Here is a 23,532-nt window from a genome sequence, read left to right on the forward strand (position 1 = left end):
TCAGAAGACGTCGGGGCACCACGGGCGGCGCGCGGTGCGGAACACCGCGTCCGCCAGGGCCACCGCGCCAGGCCGCTCCTCGGCCAGCCGCCCGAGCGCGGCCAGCCGCACCGCCGACGCGTCACCGAGGTACAAGGAGCCCAGCACGGACACGTCCAGTCGCAGGTCGGCCGCCTCCTGCGTGCGCTCGCACACACCCGCGGCCGCGTCCAGCCGGTAGCGTCCGGCCGCCGGACCCACCGCGTCCGTGACGTCCAGCACCAGCACGCCCGGCACCTCGTACGTCCGCGCGCCCAGCGCCCGTACGACGTCCAGGACCCGCACCCACAGGAAGTCGGCGGAGGTGACGACGCGGGCCGCGCGCGGGTCGGGCAGCAGCTGCGGGAGGAGGTCGTCGGGGGCCCGGTAGCCGGTGCGGACCTTCAGCACCCAGTCGATCGAGCACAGGAACTGCCACAGCGCGCGCTCCGCCTGCGGGCCGAGCGCCAGCAGGTCGTGGACCTGCACGGTGTTCTGCGGGACCTTCGCGTCCGACCAGTGGTCGTCGGCGGTGTAGACGGCCACGCCGGCCACTTCGCCCCGCGCCGTCCGGTACACGGCGTGGAACTTCTCCTTGTAGGGCCGGTACGACATCTCCTCCAGCCCGGTCGCCACGTTCCACCAGCGCTCGCGGCGGTCCACCGCCCCCGGCGTGGCCGCCCGCAGCCGGTCGTGCAGCCCGGGCCCGATCCGCCGGAACTCGGCCGCGTCTACCAGGTCGATCCGTCCGCCGTCCACGGGCGCCGACAGCCGCCGGTCCAGCCCGGTGCGCGGTACGTCGATCTCCCATTCGGTGATCGTGGTCGCGGGCCCGAAGCCGTACCGTCCGTAGATCGGGTACTCGGCGGCGATCAGCGTCGCCAGGACGTCGCCGCGCCCGGCGGCCGCGGCGAACTCGGCCTGCATCATGCGGGTCAGCAGACCCTGCCGGCGGTGGGTGGGCAGCACGCCCACGTTGGAGACCGCGCCGGCCGGGACGGCCGCGCCGCCGGGCACGGTCAACTCCTGCGCGAAGGAACGCAGGGCGCCGACGCAGCGGCCGGTGTCGGTGTCGAACGCGCCCTGGGTACGGGCGAGGTCGTCGTACTTGGCACGCTGGGCGACATCGGAGTCGGTCACCCGGGTCGCGGTCAGGAAACCGGTGTGAACGGCGCGCAGCCAGTCATGGAGTTCGGATTCGGCGATCGGCCGGACGTCAGCACTCATAGCGGCCCACGCTAATCGCCCGACCGGCGTGGGTCGCCCGAATTTCCTACGCCAGCAGGTCGTCCACCTGCGCTTCTCCCTCCCGGTACCGCCGGGTGATCTCCGCGCTGCACTCGTCGGCGGTGCGCTGCAGCTGCTGCCGGCGCCGCGAGACCTGCTGCTCGTAGCGCACCAGCCGGCCCATCCCGTCGAGCAGTTCGCCGTCCGTGCGGGCCTGAAGGTCCGACAGCTCCACGTCGGCAAGCATCTCCGCCGCCAGCACCCGGTACTCCTCGCTGTGCGGGGTGCCGAGCGTGACGTGCCGGGCGGAGGCGCTGCGGCTGGAGGGTGCGTCGGCGAGGATCACCGAGAGCCGGTCCACCACCGGCGCCTCGGGATCGGTCCGCCGGGCGAGTTCGGCGCGCAGGATGTCGATGCGGCCCTGGAGCAGTCTGCGTACGTAGCTGAGATCGGCCTCGTCGCGCTGCGCGTCGCGGCGCAGCGCGCGCAGTTCGGGCAGTCCGAGCGCGGTGGCCGGGGCCCCCGGCCCCTGGTCCCGCGTCTCGGCCGTGCGCTGCGCGGGCGGTCGTACCGCGGCAGCTGCGACGGAAGCGGGTGATGCAGGTACGGAGGTACCAGGAGTGTTCATGTCGTTCGGGTCCGTCCCCTCGACCGGTGCGGCGCACCCGCACCGCCTGCGTGCATCGTGCCACTCTCCGTGGCCCCGATGCAGTCCCGGTCCACCCGATCGGCCCCGGACGGGTGCACGGCTGGTACACAGGTGGTATGCGAGCTGTGGTGCAGAGGGTGGACGGGGCGAGTGTCGTCGTGGGCGGCGAGACCGTGGGCGAGATCGTCGGCGAGGGGCTGTGCGTGCTGGTGGGGGTGACCCATGACGACACGCCGGAGAAGGCGGCGCTGCTGGCGCGCAAGCTGTGGTCCGTGCGGATCCTGGAGGGCGAGAAGTCCTGCAGCGACAACGGGGCGCCGCTGCTGGTGATCTCCCAGTTCACGCTCTACGGCGACGCCCGCAAGGGACGGCGGCCCACGTGGAACGCGGCGGCGCCCGGTCCGGTCGCCGAGCCGCTGGTCGACGAGGTCGTGGCGCAGTTGCGGGCGCTGGGTGCGACGGTGGCGACGGGCCGGTTCGGCGCGGACATGCGGGTGTCGCTGACCAACCACGGCCCGTTCACCATCGTCGTCGACGTCTGAGCGGCCCGGTCAGGGCGCTACGACGACCTCCTGGGCGGCGGCCGTGCCGCCGACCAGGAGTGGGGCGTCGACCGGGACGTTGCGCTTGACCAGGGCGAGGGCGATCGGGCCCAGCTCGTGGTGGCGGACGGCGGTGGTCACGAAGCCCAGCTGGCGGCCTTCCTCGCCGTCCGCGGCGAGCCGGACCGGCGCGCCGTGGGCCGGGAGGACGACCTCGGAGCCGTCGAGGTGGAGGAAGACCAGGCGGCGCGGGGGCTTGCCCAGGTTGTGGACGCGGGCGACGGTCTCCTGGCCGCGGTAGCAGCCCTTCTGCAGGTGCACGGCGGTGCCGATCCAGCCCAGCTCGTGCGGGATGGTGCGGTGGTCGGTCTCCAGACCGACCCGCGGCCGGTGCCCCTCGACGCGCAGCGCCTCGTAGGCCAGGAGGCCGGCGGCCGGTCCGTGGGCGGCGGCGAAGGCCTCCAGGTCGGCGCGGGGCAGGAAGACGTCGCGGCCGTACGCGGTCTCGCGGACGACGAGCTCCTTGGGGATCTCGGCGATGGAGCCGGCCGGCAGGTGCACGACGGCGAACTCCTCGGTGCGGTCGGCGACTTCGACGCGGTAGAAGAACTTCATCGACTCCAGGTAGGCGATCAGGGCCTCCTGGGTGCCGGGCTCGACGTGCGCCCAGGTGGTCTCCCCGTCGTCGACGAGGTAGAGCGCGTGCTCGATGTGGCCGTTCGCGGAGAGGATCAGCGCCTCGGTGGCCTGTCCGGCCGGGAGTTCGGTGACGTGCTGGGTGATCAGCAGGTGCAGCCAGCTCAGCCGCTCCGGGCCGGTGACGGCGACGACCCCGCGGTGCGAGAGGTCGACGAAGCCGCGGCCGTCCGCGAGGGCGCGCTGTTCGCCGTACAGCTCGCCGTAGTGGGCGGCGACGCCCTCGTCGCGGCCTTCGGCCTGGACGGCGCCGGGAAGATGGAGCAAGGGGCTGCTGGTCATACGGCCAAGCCTACGACCCTGCTACGCGTGGGCGGCACGCTGCTTCGCGGCGCACTTCTTGCACAGTCCGAAGATCGCGAAGTGCTTCATGTCGGTCTCGAACCCGAAGGTGGTGCGGAGCTTCGCGGTGAAGTCGGCGGCGATGTCGACGTCCGCCTCGATGACGTCGCCGCAGTCGCGGCACACCAGGTGGATGTGGTGGTGGCGGTCGGCGAGGTGGTAGGTGGGGGCCCCGTGGCCGAGGTGGGCGTGCGAGACCAGGCCGAGCTCCTCCAGGAGCTCCAGCGTCCGGTAGACGGTGGAGATGTTGACCCCGGAGGCCGTCTTGCGCACTTCCGCGAGGATCTCGTCCGGGGTGCCGTGCTCCAGTGCGTCCACGGCTTCCAGCACGAGCTGGCGCTGCGGCGTCAGACGGTAGCCGCGCCGGCGCAGATCGGTCTTCCAGTCGGTGCCCGGGGTTCCTTCGGTGCTCTCGGTGCTCACCACCCCGTCAGTGTATGTGTGCGAAGGGGACCGCGGTCGAGCCCGCGGTCCCCTTTCACGCACAGCCTGTGGAGGTTTCCGCTCAGCGGAAGAAGGCGATGCCGTCGTCGGGCATGTCCGGAAGGTTGCGCGCCATCTCGGCGACCTCCTCGGGCGTGACGACCTTCTTGAGCTGGGCCGACATGTAGGGGCGCAGCTCGACGTCCGGGGTGGCCTTCTCGCCGACCCACATGAGGTCGCTCTTCACGTAGCCGTAGAGCCGCTTGCCGCCGCTGTACGGGCCGGAGGCGGCGGTGCGGGCGACCGCGTCGGTGACCAGGTCGATCTGGGGCTTCTGGTCGGCGAGCTCGCCGTACCAGACCTCGACGACGCCCTGGTCGCGGACCATGACGATCTCGACCTTGCGGTCCGCGTCGATGCGCCAGTAACCCGACTCGGACTCCAGCGGCCGCACCTTGTTGCCCTCGGCGTCGAGGACCCAGGTGCGGGAGGTGTACTCCAGGAAGTCCCGGCCGTCGTGGCTGAAGACGACCTCCTGGCCGAAGTTGCACTTCTCCTCGCCGGGGAAGTCGAAGACTCCCGCACCCTCCCAGTTGCCGAGGAGGAAGGCGAGGGGGACGAGTCCCGGGTTCAGGTCGGACGGGATCTGGATCATGTGTGGCTGCTCAGGCGATCTGTGGGAGGGGTTCCGGGGCGGTCAGCCGAGCCGGGGCTCAGCGCTGACCCTGGTACAGCTTCTTGACGGCCAGGCCGGTGAAGGCCATGACGCCGACGCAGACCAGGACCAGCAGGGAGGTGAAGACTGCCTCAAGCACGGGGTGCTCCTCGGAATCGTTTCGGGGCTGTACGGGGCCGGTCCCCAAGCCTACTGGCCCGGGGACCGGCGCACGGTGTGAGGTGGGCCGTACGGTGCGAGGCGGGCCGTACGGTCCGCCCGCGGGGGCAGCCGCGGGGGTCAGCTCAGCAGCTGGCTCTGCAGGATCACCGTCTGGTGGAAGGGGACCGGGGCCACCTCGCCCTTGCGGGACTGGACGACCATGCCCAGGACGTCACCCGTCCGGAGGCAGCCGACCTTGGTCTGCTCCTCGCCGGTGACGGGCTTCATCTCCTGGTACACGCTGAGGTCGGTGCCGTCGAAGTGGGCGGCGCCGGGGAAGTCCAGGGCGGTGCTGTTCATCTGCGTGTTCTTGGCCTTGCTCCAGGCGTCGTCGAGGTCCAGGGCGGAGACGCCGTTCAGCTGGGCGTTGCTGTCGCAACCCTTGAAGGCGTCCACGAAGCCGGACGAGTGGAAGCGCAGCAGGTAGACGTGCGTGCGGGTGCCGTCCGGCGTGGTCCAGCCCCGGCCGGCGATCTGCCGCAGGCCGTCCCATTCGAGGGAGGTCTTGAGCTTCTCGCGGGCTTCGGGCGCGTACTCCTCCAGGAAGGAGTCGACCGGCACCGTGCCGTCCTTGCCGGCCTTGACCGCGTCGTCCGGCTTGGAGCCCGCGGGGGCGGGCAGGAGCAGGCCGGCGAGCTGCGCGTAGTGCGTCCCGTCCGTGTTGTCCGGGCCCTGGGCGAGGGGTGCGCCCGGGGGCAGCGCGGGCTGGGAGAGCTTCGGGAACGTCCAGCGGCCGTCGTCCTCGGTGGCCAGGCCGGGGATGTCGGTGCGCTCGGGCACGGTGATCCCGTACGCGACCCCCGTGCCGACGGCGGCGAAGACGGCGACGGCGGCGGTCCACCGCAGGGCGGCGAACAGCACCCGCCGGTCCTTGGCCGGCGCGGCCGGGGCTTCTGCCGGGGCGTCGGCGAGCGCGGTGCCCTGCGGGGCGGGCGCGGGCTGGGCAGCGGCCCCGGACGCGGGCTCGGCGACCGGCGCGGGCGCGGGCTCCGCAGCGGGCTCGGCGACCGGCGCGGGCGCGGCGGCGGCCTCGGCGACCGGCGCGGGCTCCTTCTCGGGGCCGGTGGTGGTCGGCTCGCTGCTCACGCGGACTCTCCGGGGGACTTGAGGTGGTCGAGTTGCTGCTTGAAGAGGCTCGCGGCGTCCTTCGCCGCGAATCCCTTGCTCCCGTACATGCGGAAGGTCACGAGGACGTCGCCTTCGGCGGCCACGCAGTCGACGGCGACGATCTTGTCCTTGCCGTCCTTCCCGCCCTTGAGCGAGTCGTCCAGTCCGCACTTGGCCTGCGGGTAGCCCTCCACCTGGGGTGCCTCGCCGCCGCCGGCGGTGAGCTCGATGAACTTCTTGGTGAACTCGGCGAACCTGGCCAGCTGCTGCGGGTCGGCCTGCGTGAGCCGGACCTCGGCGACGGCTGCGCCGTTGCCCTCGGCGCGGGCATAGCTGCGCCCGGCCAGGCCCTTGAGCTTCAGATCCGCCAGCGCCTTGTCCCGTTCGGCGCGCTCGCTGCTGGACAGGCCCGTCCGGGCGCCCTTGAAGGCCTCCAGCGCCCTGTCACTGGCGAGGAAGTAGTGGTTGCCCTCGGCGTCGAGGTCCGGGCCCGGCCAGTAGTCGGCGGGCAGCGGCATCAGCTTGCCCGTCAGGTCGTTGGGCGGTACGGACGGGACCGGGGCGGGCGTGCCGCCGGTGATGTGGTCCTCGGCCATCCAGTACCGCGTCGGCGCGGTCCGTTCGGCGTCGGCGAGCGCGACCGCGGCGGCGACACCGCCGCCCGCGAGCACGACGACACCGACGGCCGCCGAGATCAGCGCGAGCGTCCTGCGGTTCCCCTTGCGCACGGGCGCGGCCGCAACGGCGACCGCGGGTTCGGCAGAGGTCGCGGGCTCCGCAGCGGCCGCGGGCTCCGGAGCAGCCGCGGGCTCGTCGTGCTGTGCGGCTTCGACCTCGTTGTGCTGTGCGGCGTCCACCGCGTTCTGCTGCTCGCTCACAGCCGCTCCATCTGTCGCTTGGCGATCTCGACCAGGGCCTTCTCGTCGACCTCGCCGCGGTTGTTCGAGTACTCGACGATCATCACGATGTCGCCGCGGCGGATCAGGGCACGGGCCTGCCGGACCGGGTGGTAGCCGGGCTCCTCGTGCGCCTTGGAGTCGATCCACAGGTGCCCGAAGTCCGCCGGCACGCCCGGGAAGTCCTTGCCCGTGTTGCCCGCGTAGTCCTTCTCGGGCATGTAGCCGACCATTTCCGCCTGGAAGCCCTCGGCTCCGCTGCGGTCGCGGTACTGGAGCAGGTGGATGCCGACGAAGTTCCGGTCGCTCTCGGCCCAACTCGCGGTGGCGACGCTCTTGATGCCGTCCCTGATCAGCCCGCCGACGGCGTCGGAGGGCTGCAGGTACCAGGACGCGGCGAACGCGTCCGCGGAGACGGCACCCGAGAAGCTGTCCTGTGCGCCGGCGGGGACGTCCACCAGCTTCTTGGCCAGGTCCTCGTCCGCCTTGTGCCAGCGCTGGGCGTTGACCGAGCGCCGGCTCGTCGCGTCGTTCATGGCGGCCGGCTCGGGCCCGTCCATCTTCTGCTGGGCCAGTGGCGGCAGCGGGGTGGGCTCGCGGTGGTACTGGACCGCGTAGCCGGTGACCGTTCCGGCGAGGGCGCCGAGCACGGCCGCGCCCGCGATCAGGAGCGTCGTGCGCCGAGCGCGGCGACGCGGCACCGACGTGTCAGGCGTGCCCGACATGATCGATTCCGGTGCGTTCTCCCCCTCTTTCCGCTGCTCAGAGACGGTCTGTTCGTGTTCCAAAAGGATCCCCCACAAAGCGGAAGCGCGGGCTGGTTACCCGCGCGTACCCGATGACCCGCTACAGAGGGGAGCAGTTGTACGGAACTAGATCACGTTCTCGTCTCATGGAGGGTTCAGTCCTCGTGGCGCCGTTTTCCGTCCAGTTCGTCCCACCATTCGTCCGACTTCGGATCGCCCGAGGGGTCGTCCCACCAGCGGTCGTCCGGGCCGCGCCGGTTCGCGATCATCGCCGCGACCGGCGGGATCACCATGGCGACGACGCACATGGCGACGGCTGCCTCGACCGACCACAGGCGCACGAAGGTCCAGGCGGAGACGAAGAGGAACAGGCATCCGCCCATCAGGAGGAAGTAGGCGCGCCGGCGCCGGGCGTACATGCCTCCAGCGTAGAACCGCGCGCGGACGGCGCGAAGGGCCGCACCCCGTTCCAGTGGCGTCCAACCCCCGGGGGTGCGGCCCTTCGGCCGGTCGATCAGGCGATCACATGCGCGGTGCTCAGACCGCGATCGCCACGTCCGTCACGCCGCCGGCCTCGGCGACCACGACGGCACGGTCCGCCTGGGCACCCGGGACGAGCGCCCGCAGCGTCCAGGAGCCGGTGGCGGCGTAGAAACGGAACTGGCCGGTGGCCGAGGTCGGGACCTCCGCGGTGAACTCACCGGTCGAGTCCAGCAGCCGCACGTAACCGCTGACGGGCTCGCCGTTCTTGGTCACCTGGCCCTGGATCGCGGTCTCACCGGGCTTGAGGGTCGCGAGGTCGGGCCCGCCGATCTGTGCTCCACACATGTTCTCTGTCCTGTCCTAGAGGTCGTGCTACGAGGGCGTCGCGTGCCCGGGATTACTTGTTGGGGCCGAGCTCGATCGGCACGCCGACCAGCGAGCCGTACTCGGTCCACGAGCCGTCGTAGTTCTTGACGTTCTCCTGGCCGAGGAGCTCGTGCAGCACGAACCACGTGAGCGCGGAGCGCTCACCGATGCGGCAGTAGGCGATGGTGTCCTTCGCCAGATCGACCTGCTCGGCCTCGTAGAGGGCGGTCAGCTCTTCGTCCGACTTGAAGGTGCCGTCGTCGTTGGCGTTCTTCGACCACGGGATGTTGCGGGCGCTGGGCACGTGGCCGGGGCGCTGCGACTGCTCCTGCGGGAGGTGCGCCGGGGCGAGCAGCTTGCCGGAGAACTCGTCGGGGGACCGGACGTCGACCAGGTTCAGGGAGCCGATCGCGGCCACGACGTCGTCGCGGAAGGCGCGGATGGAGGTGTCCTGGGCCTTGGCCTTGTACTGGGTGGCCGGGCGGTTGGGGACGTCCTTGCCGTCGACCAGGTCGCGGGAGTCGAGCTCCCACTTCTTGCGGCCGCCGTCGAGGAGCTTGACGTCCTGGTGGCCGTAGAGCTTGAAGTACCAGTAGGCGTAGGAGGCGAACCAGTTGTTGTTGCCGCCGTAGAGGACGACGGTGTCGTCGTTGGAGATGCCCTTGGCGGAGAGGAGCTTCTCGAAGCCCTCCTGGTCCACGAAGTCGCGGCGGACCGGGTCCTGGAGGTCGCTCTTCCAGTCGATCCGGACGGCGTTGGTGATGTGGTTCTTGTCGTAGGCGGACGTGTCCTCGTCCACCTCGACGATGACGACGTTGGCGTCGTTCAGGTGGGCCTCGACCCAGTCGGCGTCTACGAGGACGTCGCTGCGGCTCATGGTGTTCTCCTCCGGGGCAGTGTGCGGCGGGGCGGTGCGGGTTGCGCTGTGCTGCGTGCCTGCGGGTGCGCTCGATTTCCTGCGCGGGGAGGCGTCAGGGATCAGGAGGCAGGTGCGGTCACGCGGGAAGGGCCTGTCGGGGCCGTCGTCCGGCTGATGGAGCGGATGCGCTCACACGTCACATGGATCGACAGAGCATGGCGGCGACGCGACACAGGTCTACTGCCCGTCGCTTCGTGAGGTCCGCCTGCTGATGCTTCATAGCCATGGATCGTAGGGACGAATCGGCCGCCCTGTCACCGGTGTGTCATATGCCGAGACAGGATCGTCCGAATACTGGGATCGGATCGGCTTTCCCGGGCGCCCCGGCGGCTCCCGGGCCCGCCGCGCGGCCCGTCCTTCTGCGGATCGGACCGCCTTGTCTCACGATCCGGCCAACTGCACGTTCGTGCCGCCCAGCGTGAGGTGCACACCGGCCTCGTCCGAGGTCAGGGCGGAGAGCTGGAGCCCGGCGGGGAGCCCGGTGCCGAGGTCGCGGTCAAAGTCGGTCCGCTTGCGCACCTGACGCTCCAGCCCCGGGATGCCCTCGCCCGGCACCTCCTCGGCGTGCACCCGGACGATCTTGCCGCCCTTGGAACCCGGCGCGTCCACGAGCGTGATCGTGGAGATGACACTGCGCGAGAGCGTCCTGCCGATGATGTCCACCGACGCCGTGACCTTCACCTTGCCGGGGGCTCCGCCGTAGGAGAGGGTCGCGCCGGTCTGCGAGGCCGCGGTCAGGTCGGCGTAGGTGATGAGCGCACTGCCCGTGGCCCGCTCGGCCGTGCCGCCGTTGTAGTCGTCGTCCAGCTTCACCCCGTGGAAGCTGGCGTCGAGCTCCGCGAGCCGCGTCTTGCGGCCGTCCGCCATGACCTCGACGCCCCGGAGCCCGAGGTCCACCCGGTCCAGATCGTGGCTGAGCGCCTGGGTGAGGAAGGGGAATCCGTGGATGTCCACCTCGGCGGTGCCGGCCAGCCCCTGGCGCGCCTGTATGCGCTCGGCCAGCCGGTTCTCGGCATAGCCGACCGCCCACCGGTCCACTCCGGCGAACAGGGCCGCCAGCACCACTCCGACGATCACAACGACACGCAGAACGCGCACGCGCCTCTCCCCCTAGATATCGGTACGTGCGTTCTAGTGGACCATGCTCCGCGTCGGACAGGGATCAGCCCACCACCCGGCCGATCAGGTACACGGCGGGGGCGGCGGCCGCCAGCGGCAGCGCGACACCGGCCGTCATGTGCACGAACTTCGACGGGTAGTCGTACGCCGCCACGCGCAGCCCGATCAGCGCGCACACCCCGGCGACCAGGCCGAGCAGTGCCCCGCCGACCCCGACGGAGGTGAGCCCCCCGGCCGCGACGCCCGCACCGGCGGCCGCGGCCAGCGAGACGCCGACCGAGGTGGCGGTGGGCAGCGGCAGCGCGCGGACGAAGACGGCGACCGCCACGGCGGCCGCGCCGACCGTGACGGCGGCGGTGTCGGCGGCCAGGTAGCCGGCGCAGATGATGGCGAGGGCTGCCGAGGCCACCGAGGCCATCAGCCCGTACATCCGCTCGTCGGGGTCGGCCTGGCTGCGCAGCTGCAGGACGAGGGTCAGCAGCACCCAGGCGCCGAGGGTGCCGACGATCGCGCCGGCGCCGTACGTGTCCTCGACCGCGAGCACGGCCGCGTCGGCGGCCAGGGCTCCGGCGAAGGCGAGGGCGATGCCCTGCCGGGCCGGCCACATGCCGTTGAGGCGGAACCAGCCGGCCGCGGTGAGGCCCTGGAGGGCGATCAGCGGCACGAGCAGCGCGAACTGCCCGAGGACGGCGGCGAGGGCGAGCAGCAGCCCGAGCGCGGCGGTCAGTATGGCCGGCTGCGGGCCGGGGTCGATGATCGGCGACCGGCCTTCGGCGCGGGCCTGGGCCGGGTCCACGGCGCGCACGGTGTTCCCGCCGAGGGTGGGCGGGGACCAGTCGGTGACCTCCTGAGCCGCGGCGGCGGCCCCGGCTCCGGCCGGGGCCGCGGCTCCGGCTGCGGCGGCCTGGGGCGGCAGGTACGCCGTCTGCTCGGCGGCGGACACCGGGGGCTCCTGCTGCTGCCCGGGGCCGGGGAACGGCGGCAGGTAGGCGGTCTGCTCCGCGGCGCCCTGGTCCTGCCCGGGGCCGGGGTACGGCGGGAGGTACGCCGTCTCGGCGGCGGCAGCGGCGGGCAGCCCCTGGCCGCCCTGGGACCAGTCCTGGGCCGGAGCGGGCGCCTGGACCGGGGCCTCGTCCCGGAACCAGCCCTCCGGAGCCACGGCCTGCTGTTCGGGGCCGGGGTACGGCGGGAGGTAGGCGGTCTGCTCCGCGGCGGCGCCCTGGTCCTGCCCGGGGCCGGGGTACGGAGGGAGGTACGCCGTCTCGGCGGCGGCAGCGGCGGGCAGCCCCTGGCCGCCCTGGGACCAGTCCTGGGCCGGAGCGGGCGCCTGGACCGGGGCCTCGTCCCGGAACCAGCCCTCCGGAGCCACGGCCCGCTGCTCGGGGCCGGTGCCCGGACCCTGCGCGAGCGGCGCACCCCAGGCCGGTCCCCCGGCCTGGCTCTGCCCCGGGCTCTGCCCCTGGCCCGGGTACGACGGGTAGGCCTCGGCCGGGCCGGGCACGGCCCCCGCGCCCGGCCCGGCGGCGGAGCCGTCCGGCCACGGCACTCCCGTACCGTCGGCCGGTGCCGAAGCCGGGGCCGCGGCCTCGTCGCGGAACCAGCCCTCGGGCGCGACCGGCTGCCCGGGCACCGCGCCGAGCGGCGGATGCACCGGCTGGTAGCCGGTGTCCCAGGTGTCGGCCTGCCAGGTCTGGGTCCCGTACGGGTCCTGCGGCTGCTGCTGCGGCTGCTGCTGCTGTTCGTCAGGCGTGCTCATCGGCTCCCGCTCACCCGCCCGCGAACGGCGGGAGCACCTCGACGGTGCCCCCCTCGGTCAGCGGAACGGAATCGTGCGGGCGCTTGCCCACAGGTTCTTCGTTCACGAGGAAGGAGCAGCGCAGCAGGACCCGGGTCAGCTCCCCGGGGTGGCGTTCCCGCACGCCGTCGAGCGCCTCGGCCAGTGTCCGCGCCGAGTACGGCTCCTCCGCAGTCCCGGCCGCGGCCTTGGCCGCCGCCCAGTAGCGGATGGTTCCGGTTGCCACTGCAGCTCCTATCGTCGGCTCTCTACCGTCGGCCTCCATGATGGCCCCTCCCACCGCCGCCCCCGGCGTGCCCCGACGCGCCGGGTGTGCGCCCCGTCGGTCGGGCCCTTCCGTACCGCTTGCCCCCGATCCGGTGAAAAACGGTGCATACGCAGGGCGGGGACATGGCAGGAGCGTGGCAGGAACCACAGCAGACGATGCAGGAGAGTCCCGGCCGGGAAAGAGCGAGTGGGCTATTCTGCTTGGCGAGAGGATCCGGGCAATGTGGCCCCCGGGTCCTTTTGTGCTTTCAGCACGTTGAACGAACCGAGAACAGTGGTGACCGAGCGGAACCCCGGGGCGCGGGGCCGCGAGGGCACCAGGCGACACGTACGAAGCAGTACCGCGCACGTCCTCGACGGGACCGAGGAGGAACCGACGTGATGGACCAGCGAACCGTGCACCACCGTCCGGCCCGGGCAGGTGGTCGGTCATGAGCTCGCTCCTGCTGCTCACCAACGCGCTGCAGCCGTCCACCGAAGTGCTGCCCGCACTCGGCCTGCTGCTGCACAACGTCCGGGTGGCGCCGGCCGAGGGCCCGGCCCTCGTGGACACCCCGGGCGCCGACGTCATCCTCGTCGACGGCCGCCGCGACCTGCCGCAGGTCCGGTCGCTGTGCCAGCTGCTGCGTTCCACCGGCCCCGGCTGTCCGCTGATCCTCGTCGTCACCGAGGGCGGCCTGGCGGCCGTCACCGCCGACTGGGGCATCGACGACGTGCTCCTGGACACCGCCGGTCCCGCCGAGGTCGAGGCGCGCCTGCGGCTGGCCACGGGCCGTCAGCAGCTCGGCTCGGACGACTCCCCCATGGAGATCCGCAACGGCGACCTGTCGGTGGACGAGGCCACGTACTCCGCCAAGCTCAAGGGGCGGGTGCTGGATCTCACCTTCAAGGAGTTCGAGCTCCTCAAGTACCTCGCGCAGCACCCGGGCCGCGTCTTCACCCGTGCCCAGCTGCTGCAGGAGGTCTGGGGCTACGACTACTTCGGCGGCACCCGGACGGTCGACGTGCACGTACGGCGGCTGCGCGCGAAACTCGGCCCCGAGCACGAGTCCCTGATCGGTACGGTCCGCAACGTCGGCTACCGCTTCGTCACGCCGGAGAAGGTCGAGCGGGCGGCCGCCGAGGCCGCGGCCCAGGCTGCGGCCCAGGTCGCCGCGGAGGCGGCCGCGGAGGGCTCCGTACGGGCTTCCGGGGCCACCACCCGGTCGGCCTAAGCGTCGGATGATCGTCCGGTCTTCAGGACGCCCTGCCCAGAGGTAGGTCACCCCGCGTAGACTTCCGCGCGTGGCCAAGGTGACGCGGGATGACGTAGCGCGACTTGCGGGTACTTCTACCGCCGTCGTGAGCTACGTCATCAACAACGGACCCCGGCCGGTCGCCCCGGCCACGCGCGAGCGTGTCCTCGCCGCGATCAAGGACCTGGGCTACCGCCCGGACCGGGTCGCCCAGGCGATGGCGTCGCGGCGCACCGACCTCATAGGCATGATCGTCCCCGATGCCCGTCAGCCGTTCTTCGCGGAGATGGCGCACGCGGTCGAGCAGGCCGCCGCCGAGCGCGGAAAGATGGTCCTGGTCGGGAACTCCGACTACCGCACCGAGCGCGAGGTCCACTACCTGCGGGCCTTCCTCGGGATGCGGGTGTCCGGGCTGATCCTGGTCAGCCAGGGCATGAGCGAGCAGGCCGCCAGCGAGATCGAGGCCTGGGACGCCCGCGTGGTGCTGCTGCACGAGCGCCCGGAGGCGATCGACGACGTCGCGGTCGTCACGGACGACATCGGCGGCGCCCAGCTCGCCACCCGGCACCTGCTGGAGCACGGACACGAGTACGTCGCCTGCATCGGCGGCATCGAGAACACCCCGTCGGTCGGCGACCCGGTCGCCGACCACGTCGAGGGCTGGCGGCGGGCCATGCTGGAGGCCGGCCGCTCGGTCGAGGGCCGGCTCATCGAGGCCCCGTACAACCGCTACGACGCGTACACGGTCGCCCTGGAGGTCCTGGCGCGGCCCGACCGGCCGACGGCCGTCTTCTGCGCCACGGACGACCAGGCGATCGGTGTGCTGCGCGCCGCGCGCGAGCTGCGCATCGACGTGCCCGGGGAGCTGGCGGTGGCGGGCTTCGACGACGTGAAGGAGGCGGCCCTCACGGACCCGCCGCTGACCACGATCGCCTCGGACCGCCCGGCGATGGCCCGCGCGGCGGTGGACCTGGTACTGGACGACGGCCTGCGTGTGGCCGGCTCCCGCCGCGAGCGCCTCAAGCAGTTCCCGTCGGCCCTGGTGATCCGGCGCTCCTGCGGCTGCAAGTAGGGAGCCGGGCCGCCTCAGTAGGCGAAGAGGAAGGCCAGCAGGAAGAACACCGGCGGCAGCGCCGCGGCCAGCGCCACCGAACAGCCGGTCGGCGGGTTGTCGCGATCGGCGACCGATGCGGCCAGCAGCAGGAGCGCCGCCGCGACGACGGGCCCGAGTCCGAACGCGGCCCCGATCAGCGACACCCACAGCAGGACCATCCCGGCGAGCAGGCAGACGCGGGTGAAGGCCGTCGGCGCGTGACGCGCGAGCAGCGGCAGTGCCACGACGGCAAGAACCGCCAGGTACACGCGGGGCAGCACGTCCCCCGTCCCCACGGTCGCCGACCACGCCGTCGCGGCGGCCGTCACCGCGGCCGCCGTCACCGCCAGCCGCCACGGCACGCGGGACACCTTCCGCCGTACGACCTCGTCCATCACGATCCCCCGATCAGCATGTGAACACGTTCATTTGAACGCGTTCAAGATAGCGGAAGGGGGAGGGAACGGGAAGCGTCCTTACATCGGGCATACGCGGTTCTGTCGGGCTTCTCAGGCCGGACTCAGGAAGCTCTCATCAACGGCGGGGAGAGTCGTCCCATGACCGAGAGCTTCCGCCGCGAAGGCGAGTACCCGCAGGAACACCGCCCCCAGCACGCGCCGTTCGGCGAGCACTGGCAGCGCGGACGCGACCGGCTGGCACACGAGGCCGGAGTCGGAGCCGGAGCCGGGACGGGGGCGTACCCGCCGCCGCCCGCCCACCCGCCGGCCGCACCCGGCTGGTACGAGGCGCACCAGCCGCCGGTCATCCGCGGCGAGACGGTCCCGGCGGGAGCCGGCGACGAGGGCGGCGAGGGCGGTGACGGCGGAGGCGGCGGCCTCCCGCAGGGGCCGGCCCATGCCGCCCCCGGCCGGCGCGCGAAGAGGCCCGTCGCCCTGCTGGCCGCCGTCGCGCTCGCCGCGGCCCTGGTCGGCGGCGGCACCGCGGCCGCCGTCCAGCAGCTGATGGAGCGGCAGACAGGCACCGCCGGCGGGGTCACCGGCACGAACGTCTCGCAGTCCAGCAGCGGCACCGTCTCAGCTCTCGCCGAGCAGGTCAGCCCCTCGGTCGTCCGCATCGACACCCGTACCGGATCCGGTCAGGGCACCGGCTCCGGCATCGTGCTCTCCGCCGACGGCGAGATCGCCACGAACAACCACGTCGTGGACGGCGCCACCGAGATCCAGGTGACGACGAGCGACGGCAGGAAGTACCCCGCCAAGATCGTCGGCACCGACCCCGACAAGGACCTGGCCCTGATCAAGCTCCAGGGCGCGTCCGGCCTCAAGCCCGCGAAGCTCGGCGACTCCGGCAGCGTCAAGGTCGGCGACCAGGTCGTCGCCATCGGCTCCCCCGACGGCCTCACCGGCACCGTGACCAGCGGCATCGTCTCGGCGCTGAACCGCGAGGTGAAGGTGCCCAAGTCGGAGCGGAGCGCCCCGCAGAACCGCCGGCAGGACGACAGCTGGCCCTTCTCCTTCGGCGGCCGGCAGTTCAACGGCGACACCGGCTCGAACACCACCTCGTACAAGGCCCTCCAGACCGACGCCTCCCTCAACCCCGGCAACTCCGGCGGCGCCCTGTTCAACATGAACGGCGAGATCGTGGGCATGCCCTCCGCGATCTACTCCCCCGCCTCGGCCGGTTCCGCCGCGGGCAGCGTCGGCCTCGGCTTCGCCATCCCCGTCGACACGATCAAGGCCGACCTGGACTCCCTGCGCAAGGGCGGCCCCGGCGGCAAGGGCTTCACCGGCACCCCCGACACCTCCGGCGGCGGCTCCTTCGCAGACGGCTTCGGCACGTCCTTCTAGGGGGTGATTGCAAGGCGGAGGAGGGAGTCGACGCGGAGCGTGACGACAACGCGGCAAGGCGCGGCACCGGGCGGCCCGGGCCCGGCCTGATCTGCCGGACACCCCCCAGCCGTCCGTGCGACGCTGGAGGCGCCGTCACCCGGCGGACCCCGCAGCCGGCCACCACACCTGGGAGACCCATCCATGAACCCCGCCGAGGGCGAAGCGCGGATCCTCGTCGTCGACGACGAACCGGCCGTACGCGAGGCCCTGCGCCGCAGCCTCGCCTTCGAGGGGTACGCCGTGCAGACCGCCGTCGACGGGCTCGATGCCCTCGACAAGGCGGCCTCGTACGCCCCCGGCCTGATCGTGCTGGACATCCAGATGCCGCGGATGGACGGGCTCACGGCGGCCCGCCGGCTGCGCGCCTCCGGCAGCACCACGCCGATCCTGATGCTCACCGCCCGCGACACCGTCGGCGACCGCGTCACCGGCCTCGACGCGGGCGCCGACGACTACCTCGTCAAACCGTTCGAGCTCGATGAGCTCTTCGCCCGCGTCCGCGCCCTGCTGCGGCGCAGCTCCTACGCCGCCCCTCAGGCCGGCGGCGCAGCCCCGGAGGACGTCCTGGCCTTCGGCGACCTGCGCATGGACCTCGCGACCCGCGAGGTCACCCGGTCCGGACGCCCGGTGGAGCTGACCCGTACCGAGTTCACGCTGCTGGAGATGTTCCTCGCGCACCCCCGCCAGGTCCTGACCCGTGAGCAGATCCTCAAGACCGTCTGGGGGTTCGACTTCGAGCCCAGCTCCAACTCCCTGGACGTGTACGTGATGTACCTGCGCCGCAAGACCGAGGCGGGCGGCGAGCCGCGCCTGGTCCACACCGTGCGCGGGGTGGGCTACGTACTGCGCGCCGGTGACGGCGGGCCCGAGTGAGCCCGCTCGCCCGCTTCCGCGCGCTGCCGCTGCGCTCCCGGCTGGCCCTGCTGGTCACGGTGGCGGTGGCGCTGGCCGTGGCGGGCGTGGCCGCGGTGTCCTGGGTGATGGTCCGCACCCAGCTGCGCGACCAGCTGGACAGCGCGCTGCGCGCCACCAACGCCGAGGCGCAGGCCAATCAGGTCTACCGCTCGATCGGCTGCGTGTCCGTCACCGGCGCGCTCCCGGAGCGGCCCGCCAACAACCTCAGCGCCCAGGTGCAGATCGTGCGGCCGGACGGCAGCCACTGCTGGATCGACGGCCGCAGCACCCTGCGGATCAGCTCCATCGACCTGGAGGTCGCCCAGCGGCGGCGCGGGGCCGCCCTCTACGACGCGACCACCTCCGACGGGGTGGCGGTCCGCGTCTACACCCAGCCCGCCCTGCTCGACGGGGGGCCGGCCGCGCTGACCGTGGCCAAGCCGCTCGCCGACATCGACAAGCCCCTGTCCACGCTGGCCTGGGTGCTGCTCCTGGTCTGCGGCGTCGGGGTGGTCGGCGCCGGCGCGGCCGGCCTGTGGGTGGCCCGTACGGGACTGCGGCCCGTGGACGAGCTGACCGACGCCGTCGAGCACATCGCCCGCACCGAGGACCTGACGGTACGGATCCCCGACGAGGGCGACGACGAGATCGCCCGCCTGTCGCGGTCCTTCAACTCGATGACCGCGGCCCTGGCGTCCTCCCAGGAGCGGCAGGCCCAGCTGATCGCGGACGCCGGGCACGAGCTGCGCACACCTCTGACCTCGCTGCGCACCAACATCGAACTCCTCGCGCGCAGCGAGGAGACCGGCCGGGCCATCCCGCCCGACGACCGGCGGGAGCTGCTGGCCTCGGTCAAGGCGCAGATGACGGAGCTGGCCTCGCTGATCGGTGACCTGCAGGAGCTGTCCCGGCCGGACGCGGCCCCGCCCGGCCCGCTCGGTGTGGTCGCCCTGCACGAGATCGCCGCGGCCGCGCTGTCCCGGGCCCGGCTGCGCGGCCCGGAGCTGGTGTTCGCCTCGGACCTGGAGCCCTGGTACGTACGGGGTGAGGCGGCGGCGCTGGAGCGGGCGGTGGTCAATGTCCTGGACAACGCGGTGAAGTTCAGCCCGCCGGGCGGTTCGGTGGAGGTGACGCTGCGGGCGGGCGAGCTGACCGTACGGGACCACGGGCCGGGCATCCCGGCGGACGACCTGCCGCACGTCTTCGAGCGGTTCTGGCGGTCCCCCTCGGCCCGCGCCCTGCCCGGCAGCGGGCTGGGCCTGTCGATCGTGGCCCGTACGGCGGCCCGCGCGGGCGGCAGCGCGGAGCTGCGGGCGGCGACGGACGGCGGTCCGGGCACGGAGGCGGTGCTCCGTATCCCGGGAGCGCCGACCCCGCCGCCGTCCGAGCCGTCGGTCGAGCCTCCGGTCGACCAGTAGGCCGAGCCGTGGGCCGCCCCCGTGGGCCGAGCCGTGAGCCGATGCGTCAGTTGTGCCGGATCAGTGCGGCGACCAGGCCGGAGCGGGTGTTCGGGAAGTCCATGGGGACGATGCCGAGCCCGGTCCGGCCGGCCATCTCCCCGCCGTCGACGAAGGCGTGCACCTGCGGGTTGAGGCGGTCGGAGTTCCATCGCGGCGGCATGTAGGCCGAGGTGCTGACGTAGTTGACGAAAAGCTTCCCGGGCTGCTGAACGGCCTTGCGGAAGTGGTTCTCGATCTTGCCGCGCTTGGCGAAGGGCTCGGCGTTCCAGTCGTCCTGGATGTCGAAGACGTTGCCGTCGCCGTAGCGCAGGCCCGGCAGGCCGCCGTTGTCGGCGAGCAGGACCACGCGGCCGCGGGCCTGGCCGAGGGTGGGCAGGGCGTCGGCGATCCGGAACAGCGGGCGCCAGCCGCGGTTGTCGAGGTAGTCGTCGAAGACGGCGCGGAAGGTGGCGTCGCTCTCGCCGGAGTACTCCTGCTTGACGCGCATCAGGACGGTCTCGCCGGGGTGCGCGGCGAGGAAGTTCCGGCAGGCGACGAGGACGTCACCGAACATCAGGTCCTGGAAGAAGGAGCCGTGGTGGATGGCGAAGGAGCCGCCCGTGACCCGGCAGCGGACGTCGAGGAAGCGGATGCCGGAGTCGAGCTGCTGGGCGATCGAGGTGTTCTGGCAGGCGACGTAGAGTCCGCCCCTGGTCGCGCCGGAGTCGTGGGTGCCGGGGATGGTCATGCGCTGGAGGGCGGTGGCGTCGCCGAGGCCGGCCATCCAGTCCTGGGTGCCGAGGGCGGCCGCGGAGGCCGGGACGGACGCGGCTCCCAGACCGGCGGCGGCTCCCACGGCGAGTGCGCCCGCGAGGAACGCCCGGCGGCCCATGCCCGGTGCGGCGGCCGGGCCGCTCGTGTCCGTGCTCGCTGCCCCGCCCCCGCTCGCGGCCCTGCCCGTGCTCGTGCCGATGCGCATGCCCGCCCCTTCGCCGACCGGTGATGGCCGGATTATGGCGTGCACACATCAGCTTTACTACCCATTGGTAGGGATCGGCCGGCGAGCGGCCCTCGCTCAGTCCTCGAGCAGTCCGGTCATCTCGCGCAGCCCCCGGAGCAGCTCCCGGCCGTCCGGCGCCCGCTCGGGATCGGTGAGGGTCTGCACCATCACCCCGCTCAGCAGCGCGATGTGCAGCGAGCCGAGGGAGCGTACGTCCTCCTCCGTGACCTCCGCCTCCGGCACCCCGCGCAGCACGGCGGCCACCATCCGGCGGTTGCGGCGCTGCCCCTCGGCCAGGATCGCGAGCAGTTCGGGCGAGGACTGCGCGTGCACGAAGGCCTCGACGGAGGCCAGCCAGAGCCAGCGCGTCTCGGCGAAGTCCCGGATCTTGCGGTCCCAGGTGTCGGCGTAGCGCTCCCCCGCGGTCGCACCCTCGCCGGCCAGCCGGCCGGAGCCCGCCGCCCACTCCTCCATCGCGGCGAACAGCGCCTGGTTGAGCAGCGCCTCGCGCGATCCGAAGTGGTAGCCGATCGCCGCCATGCTCACCTCCGCGGCCGTGGCGATGTCGCGCACGGTCGTCCGCAGATAGCCCTTCTCCTCCAGGCAGCGCCGGGCTCCGGCCAGCAGGTCCTCGCGATTTCCCATGCCCGGATCGTAGCCGCCGCACCTTTTTGGGCAACCGCCCTACACATGCGTATTGCGCGCTTGCCCAAATCCTGGCAGGGTTCAGTCACCGGCAGACCGGCAGACCGGCAGACCGGCAGACCGCCGAAACGGGGAGGACCGCCATGCAGCGCCACGAGATGAAGATCGACGACCGCACCCTGTCCTACGTGGACTCCGGCGGCTCCGGCCGCCCGCTGCTCGCCCTGCACGGCGGCCTGTCCGAAGGCCTCGCCTTCGCCGGGCTCGCCGCGCACCTCGGTGACGCCTGGCGGGTCGTCGCCCCCGACCAGCGCGGCCACGGCAGCTCCGACCGGGCCCCGCACCACCGCCGCGAGGGCTACGTCTCCGACGCCGTCGCCCTCCTCGACCACCTCGGCCTCGACGCCCCCGTGGCCCTCCTCGGCTACTCCCTCGGCGGCCTCAACGCCTACCACCTCGCCGCCGCCCACCCCGACCGGATCTCCGCACTCGTCGGCGTCGACGCCACCGTCGAGATCCGCCCCACCACCGAGGGGCCCCTCTTCGACTTCCTGCACACCATGCGGTACACCGCCCCCACCCGCGAGGAACTCCTCGAGGCCGCCGGGCCGGTGGGCGCCCGGTTCGTCGAGCAGGCCCTGCGCCCGCTCCCCTCCGGCGACGGCTGGCGCCTGCCGTTCCACCCGCAGGACATGCTCGACTCCATCGAGGCCTGCCGGGGCGACCACTGGGACGCCTGGCTCGCCAGTACCTGCCCCGCCGTCCTCATCCACGGCATCCACAGCCAGGCCCTGCGCCGGGACATCGCCGACGCGATGGTCGCGCGCCGCCCCAAGACCTCGTACACCCCCCTGAACGGCGACCACTTCGTGCCCTTCACGGACCCCCAGGGGGTCCACGAGGCCGTCGGGAGCTTCCTGGCGGCCCACTGATCCGCACCCGTCCCCGCGCCACGGGGGTGCACGGGGAACGCCGAAGGGGCGGCGGGCCGGTGGGCCCGCCGCCCCTTCGGGCGTGCTGTACGCGCGTACTACTTGATGACGGTGATCCGGTTCGCCGCCGGCGGGGCGATCGGCGAGGACGCCGAGGAGTTCTTCGTCAGGTAGGCGTTGAAGCAGTCCAGGTCGGACGCGCCCACCAGCTTGTTCTTGTGCTCCTTCAGGACGGTGAAGCCGTCACCGCCGCCCGCGAGGAACTCGTTCATCGCGACCCGGTAGGTCTTGGCGGGGTCGATCGCCTCACCGTTGAGCCGGACCGAGTCCACGACGATGCGGTCGGCGCCCGCCTTCGTCATGTCGAGCGTGTAGGTGAAGCCCTTCGACACCTGCAGGATCTTCGGGCTCACGCCGTTGACCGGGCCGCTGACCTGCTGCTGGAGCGCGGTGATCAGCTGCGCGCCGGTCAGGTCCACGATGTTCATCATGTTGGTGAACGGCTGGACCGTGAAGGACTCGCCGTACGTCACCACACCGTCGCCCTCGGACCCCGAGGCCTTGTAGGCGAGGTCCGAGCGGATACCGCCCGGGTTCATGATGGCCAGCTGCGCGCCGCCCTTGTCCGCCGGGGCGAGCGCCTCCAGCTGGGCGTCGGCGATCAGGTCACCGAGCGGCTTCTCGGGCTCCGCCGAGCCGCGGCCCGGGATGTCGGCCGAGATGAAGCCCTGCGGGCGGTTGGCGATCGGGGCCGCCAGGGCGTTCCAGCGCTGGATAAGCTCGGTCATGTCCGGGGCCTTGGGCTGGTCCCGGGTGACGACCTTGTTGACCGGCTTGGGGGAGCTGACCGGCGTACGGACGATGTCCTTGGTCTGCCGGTCGTAGGTGAGCGTGGTGTCCGTGAACAGACGGCCGATGGAGGCCGCCGAGGTCACCGCGCGCGGGTTGCCCGCCGGGTCGGGGATGTTGCAGGCGTAGGCCTGGTGCGTGTGGCCCGTGACCAGCGCGTCGACCTTGGCGTCGACGTTCTTGGCGATGTCCACGATCGCGCCCGAGATGCCGGCGCCGGCGCCCGGGACGTCACAGTCGTAGTTGTACGCGCCGCTCGCGGGCAGACCGCCCTCGTGGATCAGCGCGACGATCGACTTCACGCCCTGCTTGTTCAGCTCGGCGGCGTACTTGTTGATCGTCTCGATCTCGTCGCCGAACTTGAGGCCCTTGACGCCCTCGGCGGTCACGACGTCCGGAGTGCCCTCCAGGGTGACGCCGATGAAGCCGATCTTCACGTCGCCCTTCTTCCACACGTAGGTGGGCGACATCAGGGGGCGCTTGGTCTTCTCGTCGGTGACGTTCGCGGCGAGGTACTGGAAGGTCGAGCCCGTGAACTCCTTGCCGAACTCGTAGCAGCCCTCGACCGGGTGGCAGCCGCCGTACGCCATGCGGCGCAGCTCGGCCTTGCCCTCGTCGAACTCGTGGTTGCCGACGCTGGAGACGTTCAGCCCCAGCTTGTTCAGCGCCTCGATGCTCGGCTCGTCGTGGAACAGACCGGACAGCATCGGGCTGCCGCCGATCATGTCGCCGGCCGCCGCGGTGACGGAGTACTCGTGGCCCTTGCGGGCCTCGCGCAGGGCGGTCGCGAGGTACTCGACCCCGCCCGCGGGTATGGCCTTGGTGGTGCCGTCGGCCTGACGCTCGGTCACGTTGCCGGAGGAGCCCTGCGGGGGCTCCAGGGTGCCGTGGAAGTCGTTGAACGACAGCATCTGCACATCGACGGTCCGGCTCTTGGCCGCACCGCCACCACTCGCGGCTCCGGCCGGCAGTGCGGCGGCGACCATCGCGCCGGCCCCGGCCGTGACGGCGAGGGCGGTGAAGGTCAACCGGCGGTTTCGGCGGTGCCGTTGTGGCGTCGCTGACATTTAGTCCCCTTTGTGGACAGCGATACTGCTCGGGAGGTCCGCCGAAGCCTATGGTC

At 72.4% G+C, this 23,532-nt stretch carries 26 protein-coding genes; 7 read left to right on the forward strand and 19 right to left on the reverse strand.

The features are described 5' to 3' along the window. Together NRK68_RS15645 and NRK68_RS15650 are read right to left on the reverse strand one after the other, a co-directional pair. Nucleotides 1-1,245 carry a GNAT family N-acetyltransferase gene (locus NRK68_RS15645; RefSeq protein ID WP_183069667.1) on the reverse strand — a complete coding sequence of 415 codons (1,245 nt, stop codon included), beginning with the start codon at nucleotides 1,243-1,245 and terminating at the stop codon, nucleotides 1-3. A gap of 46 nt (nucleotides 1,246-1,291) precedes the next feature. Next, nucleotides 1,292-1,873 carry an RsiG family protein gene (locus NRK68_RS15650; RefSeq protein ID WP_183069668.1) on the reverse strand — a complete coding sequence of 194 codons (582 nt, stop codon included), beginning with the start codon at nucleotides 1,871-1,873 and terminating at the stop codon, nucleotides 1,292-1,294. Nucleotides 1,874-2,010: 137 nt separating this feature from the next. Between NRK68_RS15650 and dtd the strand changes: the two genes are divergently transcribed. Further along, nucleotides 2,011-2,436: a D-aminoacyl-tRNA deacylase gene (gene dtd, locus NRK68_RS15655; protein ID WP_030771205.1), complete on the forward strand. Its 426-nt coding sequence runs from the start codon at nucleotides 2,011-2,013 to the stop codon at nucleotides 2,434-2,436. Nucleotides 2,437-2,445: 9 nt separating this feature from the next. Here dtd and ygfZ read toward each other — a convergent pair whose 3' ends face one another. The 13 genes from ygfZ to NRK68_RS15715 form a co-directional block, all read right to left on the reverse strand. Beyond that, nucleotides 2,446-3,414: a CAF17-like 4Fe-4S cluster assembly/insertion protein YgfZ gene (ygfZ, locus tag NRK68_RS15660; RefSeq protein ID WP_046778632.1), complete on the reverse strand. Its 969-nt coding sequence runs from the start codon at nucleotides 3,412-3,414 to the stop codon at nucleotides 2,446-2,448. A gap of 21 nt (nucleotides 3,415-3,435) precedes the next feature. Then, nucleotides 3,436-3,900: a Fur family transcriptional regulator gene (locus NRK68_RS15665; protein WP_257856034.1), complete on the reverse strand. Its 465-nt coding sequence runs from the start codon at nucleotides 3,898-3,900 to the stop codon at nucleotides 3,436-3,438. 79 nt (nucleotides 3,901-3,979) lie between these two features. Then, entirely contained in the window at nucleotides 3,980-4,552 is a 573-nt protein-coding gene (locus NRK68_RS15670; RefSeq protein WP_183069670.1) for a heme-binding beta-barrel domain-containing protein, read from the reverse strand. A gap of 300 nt (nucleotides 4,553-4,852) precedes the next feature. After that, nucleotides 4,853-5,860, reverse strand: a complete 1,008-nt coding sequence (locus NRK68_RS15675) for a hypothetical protein (RefSeq protein ID WP_257856035.1) — start codon at nucleotides 5,858-5,860, stop codon at nucleotides 4,853-4,855. After that, nucleotides 5,857-6,759 (reverse strand): hypothetical protein, encoded by a 903-nt coding sequence (locus tag NRK68_RS15680; protein WP_257856036.1) that lies wholly within the window; start codon nucleotides 6,757-6,759, stop codon nucleotides 5,857-5,859. The genes NRK68_RS15675 and NRK68_RS15680 overlap by 4 nt, the downstream gene beginning before the upstream one ends. Beyond that, nucleotides 6,756-7,502 carry a hypothetical protein gene (locus tag NRK68_RS15685; protein ID WP_257856037.1) on the reverse strand — a complete coding sequence of 249 codons (747 nt, stop codon included), beginning with the start codon at nucleotides 7,500-7,502 and terminating at the stop codon, nucleotides 6,756-6,758. Before NRK68_RS15685 ends, NRK68_RS15680 begins: the two co-directional genes overlap by 4 nt. Before the next feature lie 176 nt (nucleotides 7,503-7,678). Further along, nucleotides 7,679-7,942: a DUF3099 domain-containing protein gene (locus NRK68_RS15690; RefSeq protein WP_030964664.1), complete on the reverse strand. Its 264-nt coding sequence runs from the start codon at nucleotides 7,940-7,942 to the stop codon at nucleotides 7,679-7,681. 118 nt (nucleotides 7,943-8,060) lie between these two features. After that, nucleotides 8,061-8,351: a DUF1416 domain-containing protein gene (locus NRK68_RS15695; RefSeq protein ID WP_046778630.1), complete on the reverse strand. Its 291-nt coding sequence runs from the start codon at nucleotides 8,349-8,351 to the stop codon at nucleotides 8,061-8,063. 52 nt (nucleotides 8,352-8,403) lie between these two features. Further along, nucleotides 8,404-9,249: a sulfurtransferase gene (locus tag NRK68_RS15700; RefSeq protein WP_046778629.1), complete on the reverse strand. Its 846-nt coding sequence runs from the start codon at nucleotides 9,247-9,249 to the stop codon at nucleotides 8,404-8,406. A 178-nt stretch (nucleotides 9,250-9,427) separates the two neighbouring features. Beyond that, nucleotides 9,428-9,517, reverse strand: coding sequence for an Ms5788A family Cys-rich leader peptide (locus tag NRK68_RS36940; protein WP_350875872.1), 90 nt, complete (start codon nucleotides 9,515-9,517; stop codon nucleotides 9,428-9,430). 155 nt (nucleotides 9,518-9,672) lie between these two features. Next, nucleotides 9,673-10,389, reverse strand: coding sequence for an LmeA family phospholipid-binding protein (locus NRK68_RS15705; protein WP_183069673.1), 717 nt, complete (start codon nucleotides 10,387-10,389; stop codon nucleotides 9,673-9,675). 64 nt (nucleotides 10,390-10,453) lie between these two features. After that, nucleotides 10,454-12,166, reverse strand: a complete 1,713-nt coding sequence (locus NRK68_RS15710) for a hypothetical protein (protein ID WP_257856038.1) — start codon at nucleotides 12,164-12,166, stop codon at nucleotides 10,454-10,456. Between the two features lie 10 nt (nucleotides 12,167-12,176). Continuing rightward, nucleotides 12,177-12,431: a MoaD/ThiS family protein gene (locus NRK68_RS15715; RefSeq protein ID WP_030964668.1), complete on the reverse strand. Its 255-nt coding sequence runs from the start codon at nucleotides 12,429-12,431 to the stop codon at nucleotides 12,177-12,179. A gap of 472 nt (nucleotides 12,432-12,903) precedes the next feature. Between NRK68_RS15715 and NRK68_RS15720 the strand changes: the two genes are divergently transcribed. Both NRK68_RS15720 and NRK68_RS15725 read left to right on the forward strand, forming a co-directional pair. Then, nucleotides 12,904-13,686 carry a response regulator transcription factor gene (locus NRK68_RS15720; RefSeq protein ID WP_183069675.1) on the forward strand — a complete coding sequence of 261 codons (783 nt, stop codon included), beginning with the start codon at nucleotides 12,904-12,906 and terminating at the stop codon, nucleotides 13,684-13,686. A gap of 70 nt (nucleotides 13,687-13,756) precedes the next feature. After that, nucleotides 13,757-14,779: a LacI family DNA-binding transcriptional regulator gene (locus NRK68_RS15725; RefSeq protein ID WP_030964671.1), complete on the forward strand. Its 1,023-nt coding sequence runs from the start codon at nucleotides 13,757-13,759 to the stop codon at nucleotides 14,777-14,779. A gap of 14 nt (nucleotides 14,780-14,793) precedes the next feature. Here NRK68_RS15725 and NRK68_RS15730 read toward each other — a convergent pair whose 3' ends face one another. Then, nucleotides 14,794-15,195, reverse strand: a complete 402-nt coding sequence (locus NRK68_RS15730; RefSeq protein ID WP_257856039.1) for a hypothetical protein — start codon at nucleotides 15,193-15,195, stop codon at nucleotides 14,794-14,796. Between the two features lie 162 nt (nucleotides 15,196-15,357). Between NRK68_RS15730 and NRK68_RS15735 the strand changes: the two genes are divergently transcribed. The 3 genes from NRK68_RS15735 (at nucleotide 15,358) to NRK68_RS15745 (ending at nucleotide 18,962) form a co-directional block, all read left to right on the forward strand. After that, nucleotides 15,358-16,608, forward strand: a complete 1,251-nt coding sequence (locus NRK68_RS15735) for a S1C family serine protease (RefSeq protein ID WP_257856040.1) — start codon at nucleotides 15,358-15,360, stop codon at nucleotides 16,606-16,608. A gap of 183 nt (nucleotides 16,609-16,791) precedes the next feature. Next, a complete protein-coding gene (locus NRK68_RS15740) occupies nucleotides 16,792-17,523 on the forward strand; it encodes a response regulator transcription factor (RefSeq protein WP_183069678.1) in 732 nt (243 codons plus the stop codon). Beyond that, nucleotides 17,520-18,962, forward strand: coding sequence for a sensor histidine kinase (locus NRK68_RS15745; RefSeq protein ID WP_183069679.1), 1,443 nt, complete (start codon nucleotides 17,520-17,522; stop codon nucleotides 18,960-18,962). The genes NRK68_RS15740 and NRK68_RS15745 overlap by 4 nt, the downstream gene beginning before the upstream one ends. 46 nt (nucleotides 18,963-19,008) lie before the next feature. Here the strand turns inward: NRK68_RS15745 and NRK68_RS15750 are convergent, their stop codons facing one another. Further along, complete coding sequence (locus tag NRK68_RS15750) at nucleotides 19,009-19,875, reverse strand: phosphatidylinositol-specific phospholipase C (RefSeq protein ID WP_183069713.1); 867 nt, start codon at nucleotides 19,873-19,875, stop codon at nucleotides 19,009-19,011. 183 nt (nucleotides 19,876-20,058) lie between these two features. Beyond that, complete coding sequence (locus NRK68_RS15755; protein ID WP_183069680.1) at nucleotides 20,059-20,628, reverse strand: TetR/AcrR family transcriptional regulator; 570 nt, start codon at nucleotides 20,626-20,628, stop codon at nucleotides 20,059-20,061. 143 nt (nucleotides 20,629-20,771) lie between these two features. Here NRK68_RS15755 and NRK68_RS15760 point away from each other — a divergent pair, with 143 nt between their 5' ends. Further along, on the forward strand, nucleotides 20,772-21,560 hold the full coding sequence (locus NRK68_RS15760; protein WP_183069681.1) for an alpha/beta fold hydrolase: 789 nt from the start codon (nucleotides 20,772-20,774) through the stop codon (nucleotides 21,558-21,560). 98 nt (nucleotides 21,561-21,658) lie between these two features. Here the strand turns inward: NRK68_RS15760 and NRK68_RS15765 are convergent, their stop codons facing one another. Beyond that, on the reverse strand, nucleotides 21,659-23,476 hold the full coding sequence (locus NRK68_RS15765; RefSeq protein WP_183069682.1) for a bifunctional metallophosphatase/5'-nucleotidase: 1,818 nt from the start codon (nucleotides 23,474-23,476) through the stop codon (nucleotides 21,659-21,661). Nucleotides 23,477-23,532 lie beyond the last annotated feature (56 nt).

The organism is Streptomyces yangpuensis, assembly GCF_024666385.1.
Classification (GTDB): domain Bacteria; phylum Actinomycetota; class Actinomycetes; order Streptomycetales; family Streptomycetaceae; genus Streptomyces; species Streptomyces yangpuensis.